This window comes from Enterococcus sp. DIV1094 (assembly GCF_017316305.2).
GTDB classification, from domain to species: Bacteria; Bacillota; Bacilli; order Lactobacillales; family Enterococcaceae; genus Enterococcus_B; species Enterococcus_B mangumiae.
This window is the reverse complement of record NZ_CP147250.1, coordinates 595801-615139: the sequence shown is the minus strand read 5'-3', so window position 1 is coordinate 615139 and position 19339 is coordinate 595801. Positions and strand designations below refer to the sequence as shown.

Annotated in this window: 19 protein-coding genes; 15 read left to right on the top strand and 4 right to left on the bottom strand. The window is 39.1% G+C overall.

Translation table 11 applies throughout. The features are described 5' to 3' along the window. The first annotated feature begins 4 nt into the window (after positions 1-4). From DOK79_RS03070 to DOK79_RS03050, 5 genes are all read left to right on the top strand, one after another. The gene (locus tag DOK79_RS03070; protein WP_206856871.1) at positions 5-580 is read left to right on the top strand and encodes a DUF624 domain-containing protein; all 576 of its coding nucleotides are present in this window, start codon (positions 5-7) and stop codon (positions 578-580) included. After that, positions 577-2109, top strand: a complete 1533-nt coding sequence (locus DOK79_RS03065; protein ID WP_206856870.1) for an alpha-N-arabinofuranosidase — start codon at positions 577-579, stop codon at positions 2107-2109. The genes DOK79_RS03070 and DOK79_RS03065 overlap by 4 nt, the downstream gene beginning before the upstream one ends. Then, positions 2106-3092: a family 43 glycosylhydrolase gene (locus DOK79_RS03060; protein ID WP_206856869.1), complete on the top strand. Its 987-nt coding sequence runs from the start codon at positions 2106-2108 to the stop codon at positions 3090-3092. Before DOK79_RS03065 ends, DOK79_RS03060 begins: the two co-directional genes overlap by 4 nt. Positions 3093-3339: 247 nt before the next feature. After that, the gene (locus DOK79_RS03055; protein ID WP_206856868.1) at positions 3340-5196 is read left to right on the top strand and encodes an LTA synthase family protein; all 1857 of its coding nucleotides are present in this window, start codon (positions 3340-3342) and stop codon (positions 5194-5196) included. Between the two features lie 95 nt (positions 5197-5291). Continuing rightward, the gene (locus DOK79_RS03050) at positions 5292-5723 is read left to right on the top strand and encodes a hypothetical protein (RefSeq protein ID WP_206856913.1); all 432 of its coding nucleotides are present in this window, start codon (positions 5292-5294) and stop codon (positions 5721-5723) included. Between the two features lie 60 nt (positions 5724-5783). Here DOK79_RS03050 and DOK79_RS03045 read toward each other — a convergent pair whose 3' ends face one another. Further along, a complete protein-coding gene (locus DOK79_RS03045; protein ID WP_206856867.1) occupies positions 5784-6938 on the bottom strand; it encodes an AI-2E family transporter in 1155 nt (384 codons plus the stop codon). Beyond that, positions 6939-7301 carry a PTS glucitol/sorbitol transporter subunit IIA gene (locus tag DOK79_RS03040; RefSeq protein WP_206856866.1) on the bottom strand — a complete coding sequence of 121 codons (363 nt, stop codon included), beginning with the start codon at positions 7299-7301 and terminating at the stop codon, positions 6939-6941. 137 nt (positions 7302-7438) lie between these two features. Here DOK79_RS03040 and DOK79_RS03035 point away from each other — a divergent pair, with 137 nt between their 5' ends. From DOK79_RS03035 to DOK79_RS03025, 3 genes are all read left to right on the top strand, one after another. Continuing rightward, positions 7439-8458 carry a lactonase family protein gene (locus DOK79_RS03035; protein ID WP_206856865.1) on the top strand — a complete coding sequence of 340 codons (1020 nt, stop codon included), beginning with the start codon at positions 7439-7441 and terminating at the stop codon, positions 8456-8458. An 11-nt stretch (positions 8459-8469) separates the two neighbouring features. Next, on the top strand, positions 8470-8631 hold the full coding sequence (locus tag DOK79_RS03030) for a hypothetical protein (RefSeq protein WP_206856863.1): 162 nt from the start codon (positions 8470-8472) through the stop codon (positions 8629-8631). 331 nt (positions 8632-8962) lie between these two features. Then, positions 8963-9256: a bacteriocin immunity protein gene (locus DOK79_RS03025; RefSeq protein ID WP_206856861.1), complete on the top strand. Its 294-nt coding sequence runs from the start codon at positions 8963-8965 to the stop codon at positions 9254-9256. A gap of 122 nt (positions 9257-9378) precedes the next feature. On the opposite strand, the gene DOK79_RS03020 is transcribed toward DOK79_RS03025, so the two are convergent. Together DOK79_RS03020 and DOK79_RS03015 are read right to left on the bottom strand one after the other, a co-directional pair. Continuing rightward, on the bottom strand, positions 9379-9999 hold the full coding sequence (locus DOK79_RS03020) for an NAD(P)H-dependent oxidoreductase (protein WP_206855227.1): 621 nt from the start codon (positions 9997-9999) through the stop codon (positions 9379-9381). Between the two features lie 116 nt (positions 10000-10115). Further along, the gene (locus DOK79_RS03015; RefSeq protein ID WP_206855230.1) at positions 10116-10424 is read right to left on the bottom strand and encodes a rhodanese-like domain-containing protein; all 309 of its coding nucleotides are present in this window, start codon (positions 10422-10424) and stop codon (positions 10116-10118) included. A gap of 194 nt (positions 10425-10618) precedes the next feature. Here DOK79_RS03015 and DOK79_RS03010 point away from each other — a divergent pair, with 194 nt between their 5' ends. The 7 genes from DOK79_RS03010 to rbsK all read left to right on the top strand — a co-directional run bounded on the left by DOK79_RS03010 (position 10619) and on the right by rbsK (position 19328). Next, entirely contained in the window at positions 10619-11263 is a 645-nt protein-coding gene (locus DOK79_RS03010) for a TetR/AcrR family transcriptional regulator (protein WP_206855232.1), read from the top strand. 15 nt (positions 11264-11278) lie between these two features. Next, positions 11279-13006 carry an ABC transporter ATP-binding protein gene (locus DOK79_RS03005; protein WP_206855234.1) on the top strand — a complete coding sequence of 576 codons (1728 nt, stop codon included), beginning with the start codon at positions 11279-11281 and terminating at the stop codon, positions 13004-13006. Further along, complete coding sequence (locus DOK79_RS03000) at positions 13003-14880, top strand: ABC transporter ATP-binding protein (RefSeq protein WP_206855235.1); 1878 nt, start codon at positions 13003-13005, stop codon at positions 14878-14880. Before DOK79_RS03005 ends, DOK79_RS03000 begins: the two co-directional genes overlap by 4 nt. A gap of 241 nt (positions 14881-15121) precedes the next feature. Further along, positions 15122-15976 (top strand): VOC family protein, encoded by an 855-nt coding sequence (locus tag DOK79_RS02995; protein ID WP_206855237.1) that lies wholly within the window; start codon positions 15122-15124, stop codon positions 15974-15976. A 196-nt stretch (positions 15977-16172) separates the two neighbouring features. Continuing rightward, a complete protein-coding gene (locus DOK79_RS02990; protein WP_206855239.1) occupies positions 16173-17192 on the top strand; it encodes a serine hydrolase domain-containing protein in 1020 nt (339 codons plus the stop codon). A 44-nt stretch (positions 17193-17236) separates the two neighbouring features. Beyond that, positions 17237-18193 (top strand): mannose-6-phosphate isomerase, class I, encoded by a 957-nt coding sequence (gene manA, locus DOK79_RS02985; protein WP_206855241.1) that lies wholly within the window; start codon positions 17237-17239, stop codon positions 18191-18193. Between the two features lie 226 nt (positions 18194-18419). Continuing rightward, entirely contained in the window at positions 18420-19328 is a 909-nt protein-coding gene (rbsK, locus tag DOK79_RS02980) for a ribokinase (protein ID WP_206855243.1), read from the top strand. The last annotated feature ends 11 nt before the right edge of the window (positions 19329-19339 follow it).

Sequence of the window (19339 nt, the reverse complement as noted above, 5' to 3'; positions counted from 1 at the left end):
GAAAATGAAATTAGTCGAAACAAAGTGGTATGGTCAATTGATCCAAATTTCCGATCATATCTTATTAGGTATTTTGTGGGTAGTCGTTTCTCTACCTTTGGTCACAGTGGTATCTGCTACTACAGGAGTGTTTACGACGTTGGATAAATGGAAATCTGGGGAATCCGGTCAGGTTTGCTATTGGTTTTTACAAGGTTTCAAAAGAAAGTTTATTCTCCAAACATTGATGAGCGCTTTAACGATCATCATTTTTTTCTCGATCAATCGTATGTTCCAAGAATCTGATGTGCTTTTAGTGATTAGTGGTTACATGGCAACGATGGTCTTTACGATGTTCTTGCTTTCATGGAGCTATCGTCTGGCAAAAGATGAAACGATTTCTTTGAAGCAGCTCTTTCAGGAAAGTACGTTATGGGTATTGTTCAACTTTTTGAGAAATCTGCTTTGTTGTGGGGTGTTGTTGGTTTTTATGGTACTTGTTTTTATGTTTCCCCCGATTATTTTTGTGTTAGCCGGTGGGGTTTGGTGGTTGATCGATCAGTTGATGGGGAGTAGGAAGAGAAAAGGAGTGTGGCAATGAAAAAAGTAGAGATAGACGTGCGGAAAGGTTTCTCTAAAGGGACGATCAGTCCAAGACTTTTCGGTTCATTTATCGAACATATGGGAAGTGTGGTCTATAACGGGATCTATGAACCAGATCATCCAACCGCTGATGCGAATGGATTTAGACAAGATGTACTTTCTTATGTGAAAGAGCTGTCTTTAGGTGTGATCCGTTATCCTGGAGGAAACTTCACGTCAGGCTATGATTGGCAAGATACGATTGGACCAATCAGTGATCGTCCAAAAAAAATCGATCTTGCATGGCAAGGGATCGAACCGAATACATTCGGGCTACATGAATTTTTCCAATGGATAGACATGGTAGAAGCGGAGCCGATCATGACAGTGAATCTAGGGACAAAAGGAATCGATGATGCGCGTAATCTAGTAGAGTATTGTAATTTTCCTGAAGGTACCTCGTGGAGTGAATTACGGCAAAAAAATGGGCAGCAGAAGCCTTTTGATGTGAAGCTTTGGTGTTTAGGGAATGAACTAGACGGGCCGTGGCAAATTGGCGCAAAAAGTGCGTATGAGTATGGTCGCTTAGCTAATGAAGCTGCCAAAGCGATGAAATTAGTGGATGAATCCATCGAAACGATTCTAGTGGGCAGTTCAACACCGCGTTTAGCCTCTTATCCTGAATGGGACCGAATTGCTTTAGAAGAAGCCTATGAAAATGTGGACTATATTGCTTTACACAATTACATCGATAAATATGACGAAGACGATTTGACGAAGCCACCGAAAAACGAACGAGCGGATACAAAGGTATACTTAGCGAAAGCCGAGCGATTTGACCGACAGATTGAAGAAATCATTGCGACATGTGATTACGTCAAAGGCTATTTGCGTAGCGATAAGACAATGTACTTAGCTTTTGATGAATGGAATGTCCATAGCCAACCAGACCAAGTCCATCAAAAATTTCAAGTCGGCTCACCGATCGATTGGTGCCATTTCACAATGGAAGATACCTTATTATTTGGAACGTTGGGCCTTGCGATTTTGCGACATGCTGGCCGTGTGAAAATTGCTTGTCAATCCCTCCTAGTCAATACGATCCCGCTTATTTTAACGGAAAAAAATGGCAGTGCCTGGGTGAATCCGACGTACTACGTAATGCAGCACTTGGCAAACTATGCGAAAGGGGAAGTATTAGACCAACAGATGGTTTGTCCTACTTATGAGTGTGCGGATGGGCAAGTGGTTCCGATCATTGACAGCGTAGTGGTCGAAAACGAACATGAAATCGTATTGTTTTTAGTGAATCGCACAGAAGAGGAAGTAACGATCACGACAACACATGATTTTGATCTGGAAACTAAGGCGGTCCAACTCGTCTTAAAGAGTAATGATCTGCTTGATAAAAATACGAAAGAAGCACCGGATACGATTCAACCATTGCAACAAGAAATCGCTGTAAACGAAATGAACAAGATCCACGTAGTGCTTGAAGCATATTCTTGGAATGTCATCAGACTAAAAAAATGCGAGGGACCTTTATGAAAAAAACAATGTATATGAATCCAATCGTTCTTGAAAGAGCTGATCCTTGGATCTACAAGCATACGGACGGATACTATTATTTTACGGGTTCTTTACCTGGTTACCAGTCGATTGAAGTGAGACGTGCGAAAACGATCGATGGCTTGAAAGAAGCAGAAACGTTACTGGTTTGGCATGCGCCGGAAACTGGACCGATGAGCCAGTTAATCTGGGCTCCGGAGATCCATTATATCCAAGAAAAATGGTACATCTATTTTGCAGCGAGTGATCATGCAGAGATACGTGACCGAGAGCATCACCATCGAATGTTCGTCCTTGAGAACTCTTCAATTGACCCTATGAATACCGATTGGGAAGTGAAAGGACAAATCATTACTGCCGCAGACACATTTAGTTTAGACGGGACGACTTTTACACATCAAGGGAAGTTGTATTATGTGTGGGCGCAATTAGATCCTCGGATTCCTGGGAACTCCAACCTCTACTTATCAGAAATGGCGAATCCTTGGACGTTGACTGGCAAACAATTGCTGTTAGCGATCCCAGAATTTCCTTGGGAGAAACGAGGATTCTCAGTTAATGAAGGCCCCGCCGTATTGATTCGTAATGGGAAGGTATTCATCACTTACTCAGGTAGTGCCACAGATGAAAATTATGCGATGGGGCTATTATGGGCAGAGGCGTCAGCTGATTTATTAGACGGTTATTCGTGGCATAAACATTCTGAACCGGTCTTTGTTTCTTCTGAGGAAAATAAACAATTTGGACCAGGACATAACTCCTTTACTCTCTCAGAAGATGGTCAGGAAGATGTATTAGTTTATCACGCACGACCAGAAAAAAATGAAGGAATCGATCCACTGAATAATCCGAATCGCCATGCCAACGCACAAGTATTTTCATGGGATACAGAAGGGTTCCCGGTTTTTGGTGAACCAGTGGCATATGCGGCAGATGTGCGCGCGTCATTTCAAGCAAAGTGACAGAAGAGATCAACTTCGAGAAATAAGCGGTAATAGCCGAATTTGTTCTTCAAATTTTGGACTATTACCGCTTATTCTTTGTGTTGGCAGAAGCCGAAGACAGCGTTCGATTTCTTTTGTTTTCTATTTATTTTTTTATAAAATTGATAGTAAAAATTGTTTGTTTTTTGAACTTTACTTTCATTTGAGGAGCGACTAGAATAAAATAGGCGTTAAAGTAGTTTAGAAAAAGTGAAGGAGCGCTCTCTTGAAAAGATATTTAGATAAGCTTTCAACCAAACAACAAAATATTCTACGAATCACTACTCTTGGGGTAGTAACAGTCTTAGTGATCCTTTTAAGTAATTTATATTTGCAATGGTGCCAGAATAATCTTTCTGTTGATCTAGCCTTGAAATTTGCTTTTTCTTGGCACACAGAAAAATTCTTACTTGCTTGTTTCGTGTTACTCACGGTCTTTTTATTTATGGTCGCTTTTGCAGGTTCTTATATTTTCGGTCTGCTTTTTTATCTCGTAAGTATCGGTATTTTAGGTTTTGCGAATTACTTGAAAATGAGCTATCGTCAAGAACCGATCTATCCAGATGACCTCAAGATGATCACAGAGTTCAATTTATTAAAAGACATGACAGGAACACCGATTTTTATCGGGTTGATGCTAGTAGCGGCACTCGCCTTTGGTGGTGTAGTTTGGGCAATTGTCCGTAGTTTCAAAAAAGACCGGACATTCCAAATCTACCGTGTGTTAACTTTAGTCATGACAGTCGCAATGATGGGCTATTTCAGTAATTTCAATAATCCAAATAATTTATTGCGTAAAGCCTACAATCAAACGGCGTTATGGATTCCATACAGTCAGAAAATGAATTATTATAATACAGGATTTATTGGTGGCTTTTTGTATAATCTAAGAGTCGAGCCAATGGAAAGACCTGAAGGCTATTCAAAAGAAAAAATCAAAGAGATCACTGAGAAATATCAAGCAAAAGCAGATGAAAAAAATCAAACGGCAAGCGATGAGCAGCCAAATATTATTTATGTGATGAGCGAAAGCTTTTCAGATCCAAGTCATCTAAATGGTGTAACAGTGACAGGTGATCCGTTAGCTGACTATCGTGAAGTGGCGAATCAAACCTATAGTGGCCGGATGCTTTCTCAAAATTATGGTGGTGGAACAGCGAATATTGAGTTCGAAGCGTTGACAGGTCTATCAATGGCATTATTCAATGGTCAAATGACCACGCCTTATACGATGCTCGTTCCAAAGCTTGATCAATTACCATCGCTTGTGTCGACACTCAATGCACAGAACTATCAAACAACGGCGATCCATCCGTACAATACATCTATGTATAAGCGTGAAGATGTCTATCAGACATTAGGTTTTGATTCATTTATCAGTGAGAGGAATATGACTTATACGGATACCATTGATAATAATCCTTATATTTCCGATGAATCTGCCTATAAAGAAATCTTGGATTTATTGAAAGATGAAGAAACACCGCAATTTATCCATCTAGTCACGATGCAGACGCATATGCCTTATGCAGGCAAGTATTCGCAACTAGATTTTTCTGCTACGACAGAAGATAATAATGGAACGGATACCCTCAATAATTATTTGCAAGATATTGCTTATAGTAGTGAAGCGTTGAAAGCATTCACTGAAGCGCTGAAAGATACTTCAAGGAGAACATTGGTCGTGTTTTGGGGCGATCACTTACCTGGGATCTATTCAGATGAGATCAAAAATAAAAATGAGAAGCAGGCGTTACATCAAACAGAGTTTTTAATGTTTGATACAGCTGGTAAGTTAGAGAAACGAGAAACAAATGATGCAGTCACTAGTCCATTTTATTTTGCAGCAAGTCTACTAGAACAAACGAATCTAAAGACCACTGGATTTTATCAATTATTACTTGAAATGGAGTCAGCCATCCCAGCATTTGAACGCGAACTGTATTTTCAAAATGGCCAGTGGGGAAAAGAAGCTCAGCTGAATCGGGCACAAGAGGAAGTCTACGAGGCGTATCGCTTGATCCAGTATGATCTAGTTTCAGGGGAACAATATAGTTTGGATACAGGTTTTTATGAGAAATAAACGATAAAAATAACATTTTATTTATAGAATGACTTGTTTTCTACTAGAAAAAACAGGTAAAATAGAGAAAGAAAATGAAGAAAGTAGGAGAACCTATGTTACCGAATCTCGGTTATTATGTGCAGACTGTCGATAAAATCGTCAAAGAAACAGAAGCAATCGGCGAAACGATGCACCCTAAATACGAAAAAATCAGAGAAGCAATCGATCAAAACAAAACAGCTGATCTCACGCAAGAAGAGTTAGTTGAGACTGTCGATTTATTTGAAAAAGGCACTGAAAAATATCGCACGATGCTGAAGAAAATCAGTACATTGCGTCCGCCAGCAAAAGTGATGGGTATCCATAAGAACTTTGAAAAAGCGTACAAAAATTATGTAGCTGGTTGTGAAGAGATGACTCAAAGTATCGAACCGGAAAAAGGCATCGATACAGCACAATTTGATGCGTCAGAAGCAAAACAAGACCAAGCAACAGATGATATTTCAGCAGCTATCCAAAAAATGACTAATCTATTAATGAAATAATCAAAAATCCGAGACGACTGAAAATAGGTTTCCTATTCTCAAACGTCTCGGATTTATTTATTATTGATGTTTTTCTTCGTAAAGAGAAGAAATCGTGGTGTACCACTCAAAGATGTGAGAAATCAATACTTTCGCTGCGGCATAGACAGGAATCCCTAAAATCACACCGATCACACCAAATAATTTTCCAGATGTCAATAAGACAAGTAAAATCGTCACTGGATGGATCGACAGCTGATTTCCTAGTACAAGCGGCGAAATCAAACGGCCCTCAATCGTTTGTTCTAATGCAAAAACGATCAGTACTTTGACTAACATGACTGGACCTGCGACAATCGCTAAAAAGACAGCAGGTATCATGGCTAGGAATGAACCGAGATAAGGAATCAAATTCAAGAAACCAGCAATTATCCCTAAGGTAACAGCATATTCTAAGCCGATGATCGCAAATCCAATCATAAACATGATTGCAACCGCAAAAGCGACAGTCAGCTGTCCTCGAATGTAAGAAGAAACTTGATCATTCATCTCACCTAATACTTTCAAAGTTGGTACTCTCATCCGAGTAGGCAAGAATTTCACCAAGTAAGGCGCTAATTGTTTCCCATCTTTCAACAGATAAAACAAAATAAACGGCATCGTCAAGACAGCAACGACGATCGTTGCTACTGCACCAACAAAGCTACCTAAGCTTTGGACAGTCGTTTTCGATAGATTCTGTAAAATATCTCCGGCAGAATTCATAAACTGATCGCCAGTTTTTTCGAGTTGTTCTCGAAATTGATTGAATAGTGGGTCACGTAAGATCTCTGTTAACTTGTCATCGATCGTTTCAACATATTGTGGGAAATTGCTAACAAAGCTGACGGTCTGTTCCTGGATTTTAGGAATGATCACGACACTTCCCCATACGATCAAAGCGACTACAAGTATAAATAGTCCGATGATGCTATAAAGTCTGGGGATCTTTTTCTTTTCCAAATAATCGACCACAGGATTCATCAGGTAATATAGGATACCCGCTAAAATGATCGGTAAACCTACAATTGCTAGAAACTGCCAAATTGGTTCGAAAAGATAAGAAACTTTGGTGAATAGGAAAACAATCAGTAGGACTAAAAGAACAACTAATAAAGCTGTGACTACTTGATTGTTTAAGAACCAACGCCAAAACCAAGAGGCAGGTTTGATTTTTCTCTTTTTGTCCTCTGCCATTTATTTCACCTGCTTATAATTGATTATTGTGCCAACATTGATTTCTGGCAATTGATAGGGGGACAGATAGATCCCATTGACGATTTTGTCCCCTTTTGGCGGTTCTTCAAAAACCAAAGTCACGTGGCCAACCGTTGTTAGATTTTCATTGGCTAACGGACCAACATGTTCGATCGTATATTCCTGATGATCAAAAGAAATCCGATCATTTGTTTCAAGAGAAAAATTCTCTTTTGTGCTAAATTCTTGAATGATCGTATAGTCACGCAGCGCAGAGGTTGCTGACTGATCAAATAAAATCAGCATCGATTCTTCTGGGTTGATTGCTGATGTCCCTATTTCTGTTATTGTTGCTTGAGTCATTTCATTTCTCTCCTTTACTCCTACAAAAATCAATGATTCTATCGCTACAAAAACAGTATAACATATTCTCTTTGATTACCGTCATGAATGGATGTATGATAGAATAAATTAGAATTCTTATTTTGAGGAGGATCAAAATGTTAAAAAAAATCATTCTAGGAACATACACAAGACGAAAAAGTGAAGGCATTTATCAAATCGAATTAGATACAGATAAAGGAAGTTTAGAAAATCTAACATTAGTGACAAAAGAAAATAGCCCCACTTATGTAGCAAAAAGCGAGGCAGGAAATCTTTACACGGTAACAAGTGTCGATGGCTTAGGTGGCGTAGGTGCGTATGATCATTCGTACAATTTTTTGAATGCGGTAACAGAAGCCGGTGCCCCATTGTGTTACGTGACAGTTGATGAAAAACGTCAACTTATTTATGGCGCAAATTACCATAAAGGAGAAGTCAATGTTTATCGTATCTCTGAAGACGGTAGTTTAGAGGCGACAGATGCAGTCTTTCATCAAGAACCAACTGGCCCACACAAAAATCAAGATCATGCACATGTCCATTACACAGATTTAACACCTGATCAACGATTGGCAGTGTGTGATCTAGGAACGGACCGCGTATACACGTATGATGTAGATGAACATGGCAAATTGACTTTGAAAGCAGTCTTAGAAGTAGAGCCGGGAACAGGGCCGCGTCATTTAGTTTTCCATCCGAATAATCAATTCGCCTATTTATTTGGTGAGTTAGATAGTACAGTCCGCGTACTTTCATACGATGAAGAAACGGGCGAATTCAAAGAGGTACAAAAAATCAGTACATTACCTGAAGGATTCACCGATGAAAACGGTGGTGCTGCCATCCGTATTTCCAAAGATGGACGCTATGTCTACGCATCAAATCGTGGACATAATTCAATTGCCGTATTCGCTGTGAATGAAGATGGCTCACAGTTAGAAAACGTACAAACGATCTCAACTGAAGGGGATTTCCCAAGAGATTTTGCTTTAGATCCAGCGAATGACTACGTGGTATGTGCGAATCAGAATACAGACAATCTTACTTTGTACAAACGTGATGCTGAGAATGGAAAATTAACATTGATCCAAAAAGACATTTATGCACCCGAGTGTGTCTGCGTTTACTTTGATTAAGGAGTATTAACATGAATAAAGAAGAAGTATTAGACCGATTACGTGAAGAATTAGAGATTCCATTTTTTCAAGGAAAAATAGAAGACAAAGAGTATAGTGAAGAAGAATATCAAAAAATCAAAAATGATTTGATCAAGTATTTTGATGACTATGTTCGCAATGTTGAGAATTAAAGCGACAAATATCGTTTAAAAGAAAGTGATTTTTTCTTATCTTGAACCAACTTGACCCTATAGTATAAAAATGGAGGACATATGAAAGAGTGGAAAATGATTTTTTGCGCTTTTCTTTTAACGCTGCTCTTAAACTTTGGGCTAGCTTATCTGTTGGATAGACCATTCAAATGGTGAATCACTTTAGGTATGTTCATAGGTTTCTCCATTGCCTATTTACTTGGTTCAAGAAGGAATAGCAAAAAGAATTAGTTCTGTTAGAAACACTTTATTTTAAGTATCAAAAATCACGATATTCTTCCTTGAAAAGCTAGATAAGGAGCATAAGTAAATGAGTAATCTAAGCTGGTTTTCTGGTGGAGACGATCGACGCAAAAAAGCAGAAGCGTTAATAACGGAATTAATCGATGACTTAGAGGTAAATTCGGAAAGCCAATCGCTTAGAGTGGTACTAAAATCCAATCTAAGAAATCTACAAAATGAAGGAGCGTCAGCGCCATTACTACTAAGCCGTATGAATGTAGAAATAGCGAATGCAATAAAAAAAGATGGCGTATCGTTAGATGAAGCTTATTCCAAAAAACTGCAGGAACTGATATCTCTATCAAATATTAGATATGGTTAATCGTTTTTTAGATCAATCAACTCTGTCTAACCAATAAAAAAGACTTCATGAACATTCGCAATGAATGTTCATGAAGTCTTTTTTTCTCCACAAGTTCAAGAGAAACAGTTAATCGATCGTGACTAGAAGTCTTTACCGAATGCGGTTGCTTTATCTAATGCAGCTTGCATCAATTCTTCTGCACGATCTGGTGTATAGTCGATACCTTCGATAAATAATTGGTCGACTTGTTCGATGCCGACAAAATTCAAGATTGCTTTTACATATTGAGAAGCAAAGTCTTGTCCATTGTAGACGCCGCCATTTGATTGGATGTGTAATGCTTTCTTTCCAGTAACTAGGCCAACAGGACCGTTTTCTGTATACTTGAAAGTTTTACCAGCAACATTGACCGTATCAAACCAAGCTTTTAATTTTGTAGGAATATTCAAATTCCATAAAGCGTTGGCAATAACGATTTTATCTGCTGCTAGGAATTGCTCTGTCAATTCGTTGAAACGAGCAATTTTTTGTTGTTGGTTTTCAGATAGACTAGAGAAATCTGCACCTGCACGAAGCGCTTCCCATCCAGAAAGCAATTCTTCATCAATTTCTGGGATATCATCACGATAAAGGTCTAAAACAGTTACCTCGTCGCTTGGATGATTTTCTTTGTAGCTAGTTAAAAAACTAGTTAATGCGTTAACTGAACGTGATTCTTGTGCAGTTAATGGATGTCCTTTGATTACTAATACTGATGCCATAATCTCTCTCCTTTAGTCGTAATTGTTAACTTTACCGCTAACAATACCAGTTTACTTTAAACAGAAAAGGCTATCAAGTATTTTTACTGATAAAAAGTAAGTTATTTTTTTGAATATCAAAAGGAGCTAGTTAGTTCGCGGTTTTCAAACAACTTCATGTTGTCGATAACATACGTCGCTTGAAACCCATTTTCTGATAGATAAGCAGCAATTTGTTGTGCTGAATCATTCGATGCCCCAACGATATAATAATGTTTTTTTACATCCAGATTATTTAATTGTGCGGATAAACTGGTAACAGGAATGGATATGGAATGGCTTAAGTGTTTTTTTATATACTCGTTTGTCTTGCGGATATCTAAAATCATGACATCTTTTTTCTGATAGACAAAATAGAGTTCATGGACGGTTATTGATTTGATCATGGCGTTCATCCTTTTTTTATAATGACCCTATTTTAGATGCAGAGAATAGGAGAAACAAATCTTTTTACTCAACTTATTCTTTTTTTAATAAATATGAAAAAAAGTTGTAAATGACTTGCAAAACAATCGGATGGTGTTATAATGACAAGGTGTCATATGACAGTGTGTCATTTTTATGTGGGGAGGAATCAACGATGCCGACACAGACTTTTTTTCATCTACCAGAAGAAAAACAGCAAAGATTATTAGAAGCTGCCAGGGTTGAATTTTCAAGAGTACCATTGAATGAAGCTTCGATTGCTCAGATCGTGAAACTTGCTGGGATCTCTCGTGGTAGTTTTTATCAATATTTCGAGGATAAAGAAGATCTCTATTATTATTATTTTGAAACTGTACGTAGTGACAGTACAAAAAATATGATCCAATTGATCAAAGAGTCAAAAGGAGATTTATTTATCGGTTTTGAGCGGTATTTTGGAAAAATGATCCGAGATATTCTAGAAGGTGAAAATGCCGCGTTCTATAAACATCTGTTTATGCATATGGATTATCGGGCTTCACGAAAAGTCGTGCCGCATCCACAAGGACATCGGCCATCACCGCATAAAAATCATCAAAAAACGTCTAAAGAGTTGATTGGTTTGATTGATCGTTCCAAGCTTAGAGTAAAAGACGATCACGAAATGGAATTATTGTTTCAATTAGTCATGAGTACAGTATTTACAACGATTGCCCATGCCTATAAATCACTTTCAACTTCTGAGGAGTATTCTGTTGAACAAGCCATTGCAGAATTCAATCTAAAACTGTCATGGATAAAAAATGGCGCTGATAAATAGAAAGAAGGGGAACGAATGCTAAAAATTGTCAAACGAATTTCATTGACCTCAGCGATCGCTGCCACGGTCTTCATGGTTATTCAAGTGTTAGCAGATCTTTATTTGCCAACATTAACATCCAACATCATTGACAAAGGAGTAGCAAAAGGTGACGTAGACTACATTTGGCAGACGGGATTTGTCATGATCGGATTTTCTTTGATCAGTATTTTTGCCGCTATTGCTAATACCTTTTTTGCTACACGCGAATCACAAAAATTAGGGAAACAATTGCGAACAGAAGTCTATCAAAAAGCCGAAAATCTAACGAAAGACAAGTTCGACAAGTACGGAACTGCTTCATTGATCACTCGTACGACCAACGACGTGACACAGATCCAACTTGTTATGCAAATGTTTTTACGCATGATGATCAATGCACCGATCACTCTTGTTGGAGCAAGTATCCTTGCTTATCAAAAAGATCATGAATTAACAAGAATATTCTTAGTCGTGATTCCTGTGATGGTTATTTTGATCGGCGGAATCATGTATTTTGCAGTTCCTCTATTCAAAAGTATGCAAAAGAAAACTGACCGTTTAAACCTTGTTTTTCGTGAAGGATTAACAGGTGTACGTGTGATCCGAGCATTCGACAAAACGCGTTTTGAAGAAAATCGTTTTGACATGGCGAATAAGGATTATACAAATACGGCAATCAAAGTCAACACGATCGTCGCATTGATGATGCCGTTGATGACGTTGATCATGAGTGGAACGAACGTAGCAATCACTTGGTTTGGTGGGCACTACATAGCAGATATGACATTAGAGGTCGGAAATCTGATTGCCTTCATGACCTATGCGATGCAGATCTTGATTAGTTTCATGATGCTGTCCGCCATCTTTATCATGGTTCCTCGTGCCCAAGCTTCGGCTGATCGGATCAATGAAGTGTTGGAAGAAGATGCTGGTATCGTTGACCCAGAACAACCAAAAACAGTCGGTTTAGCGGGCAAAGATGCAACGTTGTCATTCAAGCAAGTTGATTACCGTTACCACGGTGCAGAAAAACTAGCATTGGAAAATATTGACTTTGACGCATCATCCGGAGATATCGTCGCTATCATTGGCGGAACAGGTTCAGGAAAAACGACATTAGTGAACTTGATCCCACGTTTATATGATATCGAATCTGGTGAGATCGCCATCAATGGAACGAGTATTTCTGACATGACGCAATACAACTTGCGTGAATTGATGGGCTTTGTCCCTCAAAAAGCTGTTCTGTTTTCCGGAACGATCCGTGAAAATATGCAATACGGAAAAGAGGATGCAACAGATGAGATGATCTGGAAAGCCTTAGAGATCGCTCAAGCAAAAGATTTTGTCTCTGAACTTGAAGATGGATTAGACAGTCACGTAGAACAAGGTGGCGGGAATTTCTCTGGTGGTCAAAGACAACGTTTAGCAATCGCTCGTGCCTTAGTAAAAGAAGCAGACATCTATGTCTTTGATGATTCATTCTCCGCATTAGACTTCAAAACAGATGCGAAACTTCGTCAAGCACTAAAAGAAAATATGAAAGAAAGTATCACTGTCTTAGTGGCTCAACGAGTAAGTACAGTCATGGATGCAGATACGATCTTAGTACTAGATGAAGGAAAACTTGTCGGAAAAGGCACGCACAAAGAGTTATTAGCGACAAATGAAACCTACAAAGAAATCGTCAACTCACAATTGAGAGAGGAGGATTTAGCATGAGCAAAACAAACAACCGACCTCCTCAAGGCCCAATGGGTGGTGGACCAGGACGAAACATTGGTGCTAAAGGAGAAAAAGCAAAAAACTTTTGGGGGACTGTTCGACGGTTATTTGGCTATATGTCTAAGCGTTCAGTAGCGATCATCGCTGTATTTGTCTTAGCGATTGCAGCTGTCGTCTTCCAGATCCAAACACCAAAAGTCTTAGGGAAAGCAACAACAGAAATCTTCAACGGCGTCATGCTTGGTGCAAGACAAATGCAAGAAGGGCAACAAGTCACGAAATTCCCGATCGATTTTGACAAGATTGCTCAGATCATTGCGACAGTTATTGTGATGTATTTGATTTCGGCAGTGTTCAACTTCTTACAACAGTTCATCATGACACGCGTATCTCAACGTACGGTCTATGAGTTACGCCATGATTTAGAGACAAAAATGAACCGTGTACCGATCTCTTACTATGATACACATACGAATGGTGATATCATGTCTCGAGCAATCAATGACATGGACAACATTGCCAGCACTTTACAACAAAACTTGACTCAATTTGTTACAAGTGCAGTCACACTGATCGGGGTCATCGTCATGATGTTATCCATCAGCTGGCAATTGACATTAGTGGCATTGTTGATGATTCCATTAAGTTTGATCATTGTCATGGTCATTGCACCCAAGTCACAAGTTTTCTTCGCAGATCAACAAAAGAGTTTAGGGTTGCTAAACAACCAAGTAGAGGAAACTTATGCAGGACATACGATCGTCCAAACGTTTAACCATACAGCAAAAGACCAAGCAGTCTTTGAAATTGAAAATCAAAACTTATATGCTGCTGGTTGGAAAGCGCAGTTTATCTCAGCAATCATCATGCCACTGATGAACTTCGTCAAAAATCTAGGTTACGTCTTTGTGGCTGTTCTCGGTGGGATCAAAGTAGCAAATGGGAATATGGCATTAGGGGATGTGCAAGCATTCCTACAATATACGACACAATTTTCTCAACCAATCACACAATTGGCAAGCTTGATGAATACGATCCAATCAACAGTCGCTTCTGCCGAACGTGTCTTTGAAGTCTTAGACGAAGAAGAAATGACGAATGAAAAATCTGGTCTTCCAGTCGAAGAAAACACACCGTACAAAGTTCGTTTTGAAAATGTACAGTTTGGTTATACACCAGACCATTTATTGATGAAGGATTTCAATCTGGATGTGAAGCCGGGAGAAATGGTTGCAATCGTTGGTCCGACTGGTGCTGGTAAAACGACCTTGATCAATTTATTGGAACGTTTTTATGATGTTTCAGGCGGAAGTATCCGTTATGACGGTGTCGATACGAGAGACGTTTCTCGTGATGTTTTACGTGCCCAGTTTTCAATGGTCCTTCAAGACACATGGCTGTTTACTGGAACGATTTATGATAATATCAAATATGGGAATGATGATGCGACAGATGAACAAGTGATCGAAGCCGCTAAAGCTGCCCATGTTGATGAATTTGTTCGTAAATTGCCTGATGGTTATGATACGATATTAAACGAAGATGCAAGTAATATCTCACAAGGGCAACGTCAATTGATCACGATTGCTCGAGCTTTCTTAGCAAATCCAGATGTCTTGATCCTAGATGAAGCAACATCAAGTGTTGATACACGTACGGAGATCTTGATCCAAAAAGCGATGAACCGCTTATTGAAAAACCGTACCAGCTTTGTAGTAGCTCATCGCCTATCAACGATTCGTGATGCGGATAATATCATCGTGATGAATCAAGGCTCGATCGTTGAAACAGGCAATCATGATACGCTCATGGAAAAAGATGGGTTTTATGCAGATCTATACAACAGTCAGTTTACAGAAGAAGCTTCATAATAAGATATAATAGGTTATAATAATCCTTATAGGGTTATCAAAGCGGCGTTTGAAAGATAAAAAGTTTTATCGAAAAGACGCCGCTTTTTTTACATAAAGAAGATTTTTTGTCTGCCGAATCGGATAATTAGATGAAAAATAAGACAATCTGAGAATTAATTCAACAAAAACTAAGATATTGCTTGAAAGAAAAGAGAAGCATCGTTAAAATAAAGCTTAACGTAGAGGGGAGCAAGAAATTATGAAAGTTTTTGATTTGGGGTCTACTACTTATTTGAAAAGTATTGCAATACGTGTAAAAGACCGTGATAAAATGATCGAATTTTATAAAGACACGATCGGTTTTGATTTAAAGAGGGAAGAAAATGAATTAGCGATTTTCGGTACGGTAGAAAATGACAGCGAGCTGTTATTATTAGAGGAAAGTCCACGAGCAAATGATCACTTTGGGGAAGTCAAAAAGCTCAATCGTTTTTCTTTGATCATTCCAACGTTAGAGGAGATGGCAGATGTGCTTTACCGCATTCGTCAAACGAATCAAACGATCGAAGAAGCATTGGAAAGTGACGGACGCATCGGTATCTTATTAAAAGATCCTGAAGGTAACTTTTTAGAGATCTATCATGAGGCACCAGAAGCTTTACAGCAACAAGCGGTGGAACAATTAGATCAAGAAGCACTATTGCGACAATCAAATGAGCGCTTCACGAAATTATCCGCTGGTACTTATTTCCAAAAAGTCCACCTAAACGTCTTAGATATGGAAAAGGAACAAGAGTTTCTATCAGAACTTTTAGGTTTGACCGTCCATAAAGAGGAAGAAAAAGAATTTATCTTGAATAAAGGTGATTTTCATGTAGGACTGACTCAATCTGACAGCCCAGTGATCGCCTTACCGACGGATGAGGTCCTAGGATTAGACTTTTTGAAATTTGTCATTGATCCAGAAAGTATGCAACGTTTGATTGAACATTTGAACAAAGAAACGATTGATTTTTACATCGACAAAAAACAAAAAGTTTTGACTTTGTATGATGCTGTCGGCATCGAATGGTGGTTCGTAGACGAAACAAAAGCAACCAATATCATCCAATGAACAGTTGCTAGGCTTTGTCGATTGCTCGACCGTTGGAAAAAGCAGGAAAAGTTCAGCTGAGGCTGAGGATTTCCTGCTTTTTTTATTCCAGAAGTTAAATAGCGGATCAAACATGAAAAACAATTGATTCTGATCGAAGAAAGAATTATGCTTGGATAGAAAAATAAGTACATCCAGAGACAAACAAGGAGAAACTATGTACCCTAAAACAAAAGAAGCGATACTAAAAAAAATGAATGAGGGATATTACCCAGGAATCGTTGCCGCTTTTATCAAAGGAGAAGAGGTTGAAAAGGTGATCGCAGGTGATGCACGAATCATTCCGACAACTAAACCGATGACAGAAGACTTACTCTTTGATGCGGCTTCACTGACAAAAGTGATAGCAACGACAAGTCTTGTCTTGCGATTGCTCGAAGATGGAAAAATCGAATTAGATGAACCGTTGCATACGTATTTGCCAACTTTTGAGAATCAAACGATCACGATTCGTCATTTGTTGACGCATACCTCAGACATCCAAACATTTATTCCGGATCGAGATCGTCTTTCACAATCCGAGTTGATTGCAGCTTACTTAAAACTTCAACCTGGCGATCAATTAGGGATAGACGTCCGTTATACGGATGCAGGCACGATTTTATTAGGCTTGATGTTAGAGGAGATTTTTCAAGAAGATGCAGTCGTGCTTTTTGAAGAACAAGTATTGGCACCATTAGGCATGATGAACAGCTTGTTCTTACCCCGTCCTTCAGAAAAGATCGTTCCGACTGAACAACTCCCTTCTGGTGAGGTGATCCATGGCTTGACACATGATCCAAAAGCGCGAGTATTGGCAGAACATGCGGGAAATGCAGGTCTATTTATTGATCTGGCGGATTGTCAGAAATTCGTCCAAATGTATCTCCGTTATGGCAAACTTGATGCAGGCCATTTTTTAGAGGAAACAACGATCCGTTCGTTATTAGCGGATCATACCCCGACTGGAAAAGGTGGTCGTTCACTAGGATGGGATCTAAAACAAGATAAAAAAGATGGACATCCACTATTGTTCCATACAGGGTATACAGGAACCTTTTTCCTGATCGATCCGATCGACCAAGAAGCGTTCATCTTTTTATCGAATCGCTTGCATCCAAACGATCATCGTGAAGCATATCTTCAATGTCGCGATGAAATCATTGAAATTTATTTAGAAGAGAAAGCGTTACACTGAAAATAATGCTATAATAGCATTGAAAATCGAGAGGAGTTTGACGTATGCAAGAACCATTATTTTTAAAACCTGTTTTTCAAGAAAAAATCTGGGGAGGCAGTCGATTACGTAGTGTTTTTGGCTTTGATATCCCAAACGATAAAATTGGAGAGGATTGGGCGATCAGCGCACATCCTCATGGCGTCAGTGTCGTTGAAAATGGCCCATTCAAAGGTTGGAAATTAGATGATCTATGGAAAGAACATAAAGAATTGTTCGGTCAACCAACGGAACCTGTTTTTCCTTTATTGATCAAGATCCTAGATGCAGAAGATGATCTATCTGTCCAAGTACATCCTGATGACGCTTATGGTATGAAGCATGAAGGCGAGTTAGGAAAAACAGAATGCTGGTACATCATTGATGCGGAACCAGGAGCAGAAATCATTTATGGTCACCATGCAAAAACTCGAGAAGAGCTAGCTGAAATGATCAAAGACGGTCGCTGGGATGATCTGTTGAAAAAAGTTCCTGTCAAAAAAGGTGATTTTTTCTATGTTCCAAGTGGAACGATCCATGCCATCGGTAAAGGGATCATGATCTTAGAAACACAACAAAGCTCAGATACGACTTATCGTGTATACGATTATGATCGTAAAGATGACCAAGGGAACACACGAGAATTACACATCCAACAATCGATCGATGTGACAACCGTGCCAGCACAAGCCCCTGAATTGCAGATCAAAGAGATCCGTCAAGGAAACTCTTCGATCGTGACTTATGTGGAAACAGAATTTTTCAATGTTTACGAATGGGACATCAAAGGAATCACATCCTTCAAAAAACAAGCGCCTTATACATTGATGACAGTGATCGATGGGGCAGGCGAATTGGTCGTAGACAATCAAACATATCCGTTAGAAAAAGGAACAAGTGCGATTTTACCAAGCGATATCACAGAGTGGAAAGTTCAAGGCGAATTGTCGATCATCGCTTCTGAACCAGGAGAAAAAGAATAGGAAAAAAGTTGTGACAGAAGTGTTCAGCTCCGAGAACCCCGAAAATCGATTTTCAAATTTTCGGGGTCCTCGTTTTTTTTATCAATAAACCAAAGACAGTGAATGAAATTTCATTGGAAAAATATCACTTCTTGAAATCACTTACAAAGTATGTTATATTCTTGTCGTAGAGTTAAAACGTTTTAATAAAACGTTTTAAAGATTTTTCCAAAAGGAGAGGGAAACGATGAATACTGTTACAGTTATCGGAAGTATCAATTTAGATCGGACGATTCGTGTGACCTACATGCCAAAACCGGGTGAAACGATCCACACGAAAGAAACTTTTTCAGCTGGCGGAGGTAAAGGAGCGAATCAGGCTGTTGCTGCCAGACGTTCTGATGCAAAAACTTACTTTATTGGTGGCGTTGGAAGAGATGAAGCAGGAAAAACGATGACAGAATTGCTTGAACAAGAAGAAATCGATATAAGTGGTGTAGCGACATTAGACAATCAAGCGACTGGTCAAGCCTATATCATTGTTGATGATCAAGGCGAAAACAGCATCATGATCCATGCTGGTGCAAACAACGCGTTTACCGTAGCACAAGTTCAAGAAAATAAAGAAATCATCCAAAAAAGCGATTTTATTATTGCCCAGTTTGAAAGCGCTATAGAACCAACGGTCGAAGCATTCCGGATTGCCCGGGCTAATGGAGTGAGAACGATTTTGAATCCCGCACCTGCTCTAGAAAACGTTCCTGACGAGTTATTAGCAGTGACAGACATGATCATTCCAAATGAAACAGAAACGGAAATCTTAACAGGTATTACCATTACCGATGAAAAGAGTTTGAAAGAGGCGGCACAAGTCTTTCATGGATTAGGAATTGAAGCCGTGATCATTACGATCGGCAGCAAAGGCGCCTACTACGATATTGCTGATGGTGCAAGTGGGATCGTGCCAGCTTTTAAAGTCCATGCGGTGGATACAACGGCTGCCGGTGATACATTTATCGGAGCGATGAGTAGTGTATTAACGAAAGATTTCAGTAACTTAGAAGAAGCCATCCGCTATGGAAATCAAGCCTCTTCTTTAACGGTTCAACGTTTTGGCGCACAACCTTCGATTCCGTATAAACATGAATTAATTTGATTGACGAAAGG

Bases quoted from the DNA above. Each gene is read 5' to 3' on its own strand.
- DOK79_RS03070 (WP_206856871.1), top strand. From the start codon at position 5: ATGAAATTAGTCGAAACAAAGTGGTATGGTCAATTGATCCAAATTTCC.
- DOK79_RS03065 (WP_206856870.1), top strand. From the start codon at position 577: ATGAAAAAAGTAGAGATAGACGTGCGGAAAGGTTTCTCTAAAGGGACG.
- DOK79_RS03060 (WP_206856869.1), top strand. From the start codon at position 2,106: ATGAAAAAAACAATGTATATGAATCCAATCGTTCTTGAAAGAGCTGAT.
- DOK79_RS03050 (WP_206856913.1), top strand. From the start codon at position 5,292: ATGTTACCGAATCTCGGTTATTATGTGCAGACTGTCGATAAAATCGTC.
- DOK79_RS03045 (WP_206856867.1), bottom strand. From the start codon at position 6,938: ATGGCAGAGGACAAAAAGAGAAAAATCAAACCTGCCTCTTGGTTTTGG.
- DOK79_RS03040 (WP_206856866.1), bottom strand. From the start codon at position 7,301: ATGACTCAAGCAACAATAACAGAAATAGGGACATCAGCAATCAACCCA.
- DOK79_RS03035 (WP_206856865.1), top strand. From the start codon at position 7,439: ATGTTAAAAAAAATCATTCTAGGAACATACACAAGACGAAAAAGTGAA.
- DOK79_RS03030 (WP_206856863.1), top strand. From the start codon at position 8,470: ATGAATAAAGAAGAAGTATTAGACCGATTACGTGAAGAATTAGAGATT.
- DOK79_RS03025 (WP_206856861.1), top strand. From the start codon at position 8,963: ATGAGTAATCTAAGCTGGTTTTCTGGTGGAGACGATCGACGCAAAAAA.
- DOK79_RS03020 (WP_206855227.1), bottom strand. From the start codon at position 9,999: ATGGCATCAGTATTAGTAATCAAAGGACATCCATTAACTGCACAAGAA.
- DOK79_RS03015 (WP_206855230.1), bottom strand. From the start codon at position 10,424: ATGATCAAATCAATAACCGTCCATGAACTCTATTTTGTCTATCAGAAA.
- DOK79_RS03010 (WP_206855232.1), top strand. From the start codon at position 10,619: ATGCCGACACAGACTTTTTTTCATCTACCAGAAGAAAAACAGCAAAGA.
- DOK79_RS03005 (WP_206855234.1), top strand. From the start codon at position 11,279: ATGCTAAAAATTGTCAAACGAATTTCATTGACCTCAGCGATCGCTGCC.
- DOK79_RS03000 (WP_206855235.1), top strand. From the start codon at position 13,003: ATGAGCAAAACAAACAACCGACCTCCTCAAGGCCCAATGGGTGGTGGA.
- DOK79_RS02995 (WP_206855237.1), top strand. From the start codon at position 15,122: ATGAAAGTTTTTGATTTGGGGTCTACTACTTATTTGAAAAGTATTGCA.
- DOK79_RS02990 (WP_206855239.1), top strand. From the start codon at position 16,173: ATGTACCCTAAAACAAAAGAAGCGATACTAAAAAAAATGAATGAGGGA.
- manA (WP_206855241.1), top strand. From the start codon at position 17,237: ATGCAAGAACCATTATTTTTAAAACCTGTTTTTCAAGAAAAAATCTGG.
- rbsK (WP_206855243.1), top strand. From the start codon at position 18,420: ATGAATACTGTTACAGTTATCGGAAGTATCAATTTAGATCGGACGATT.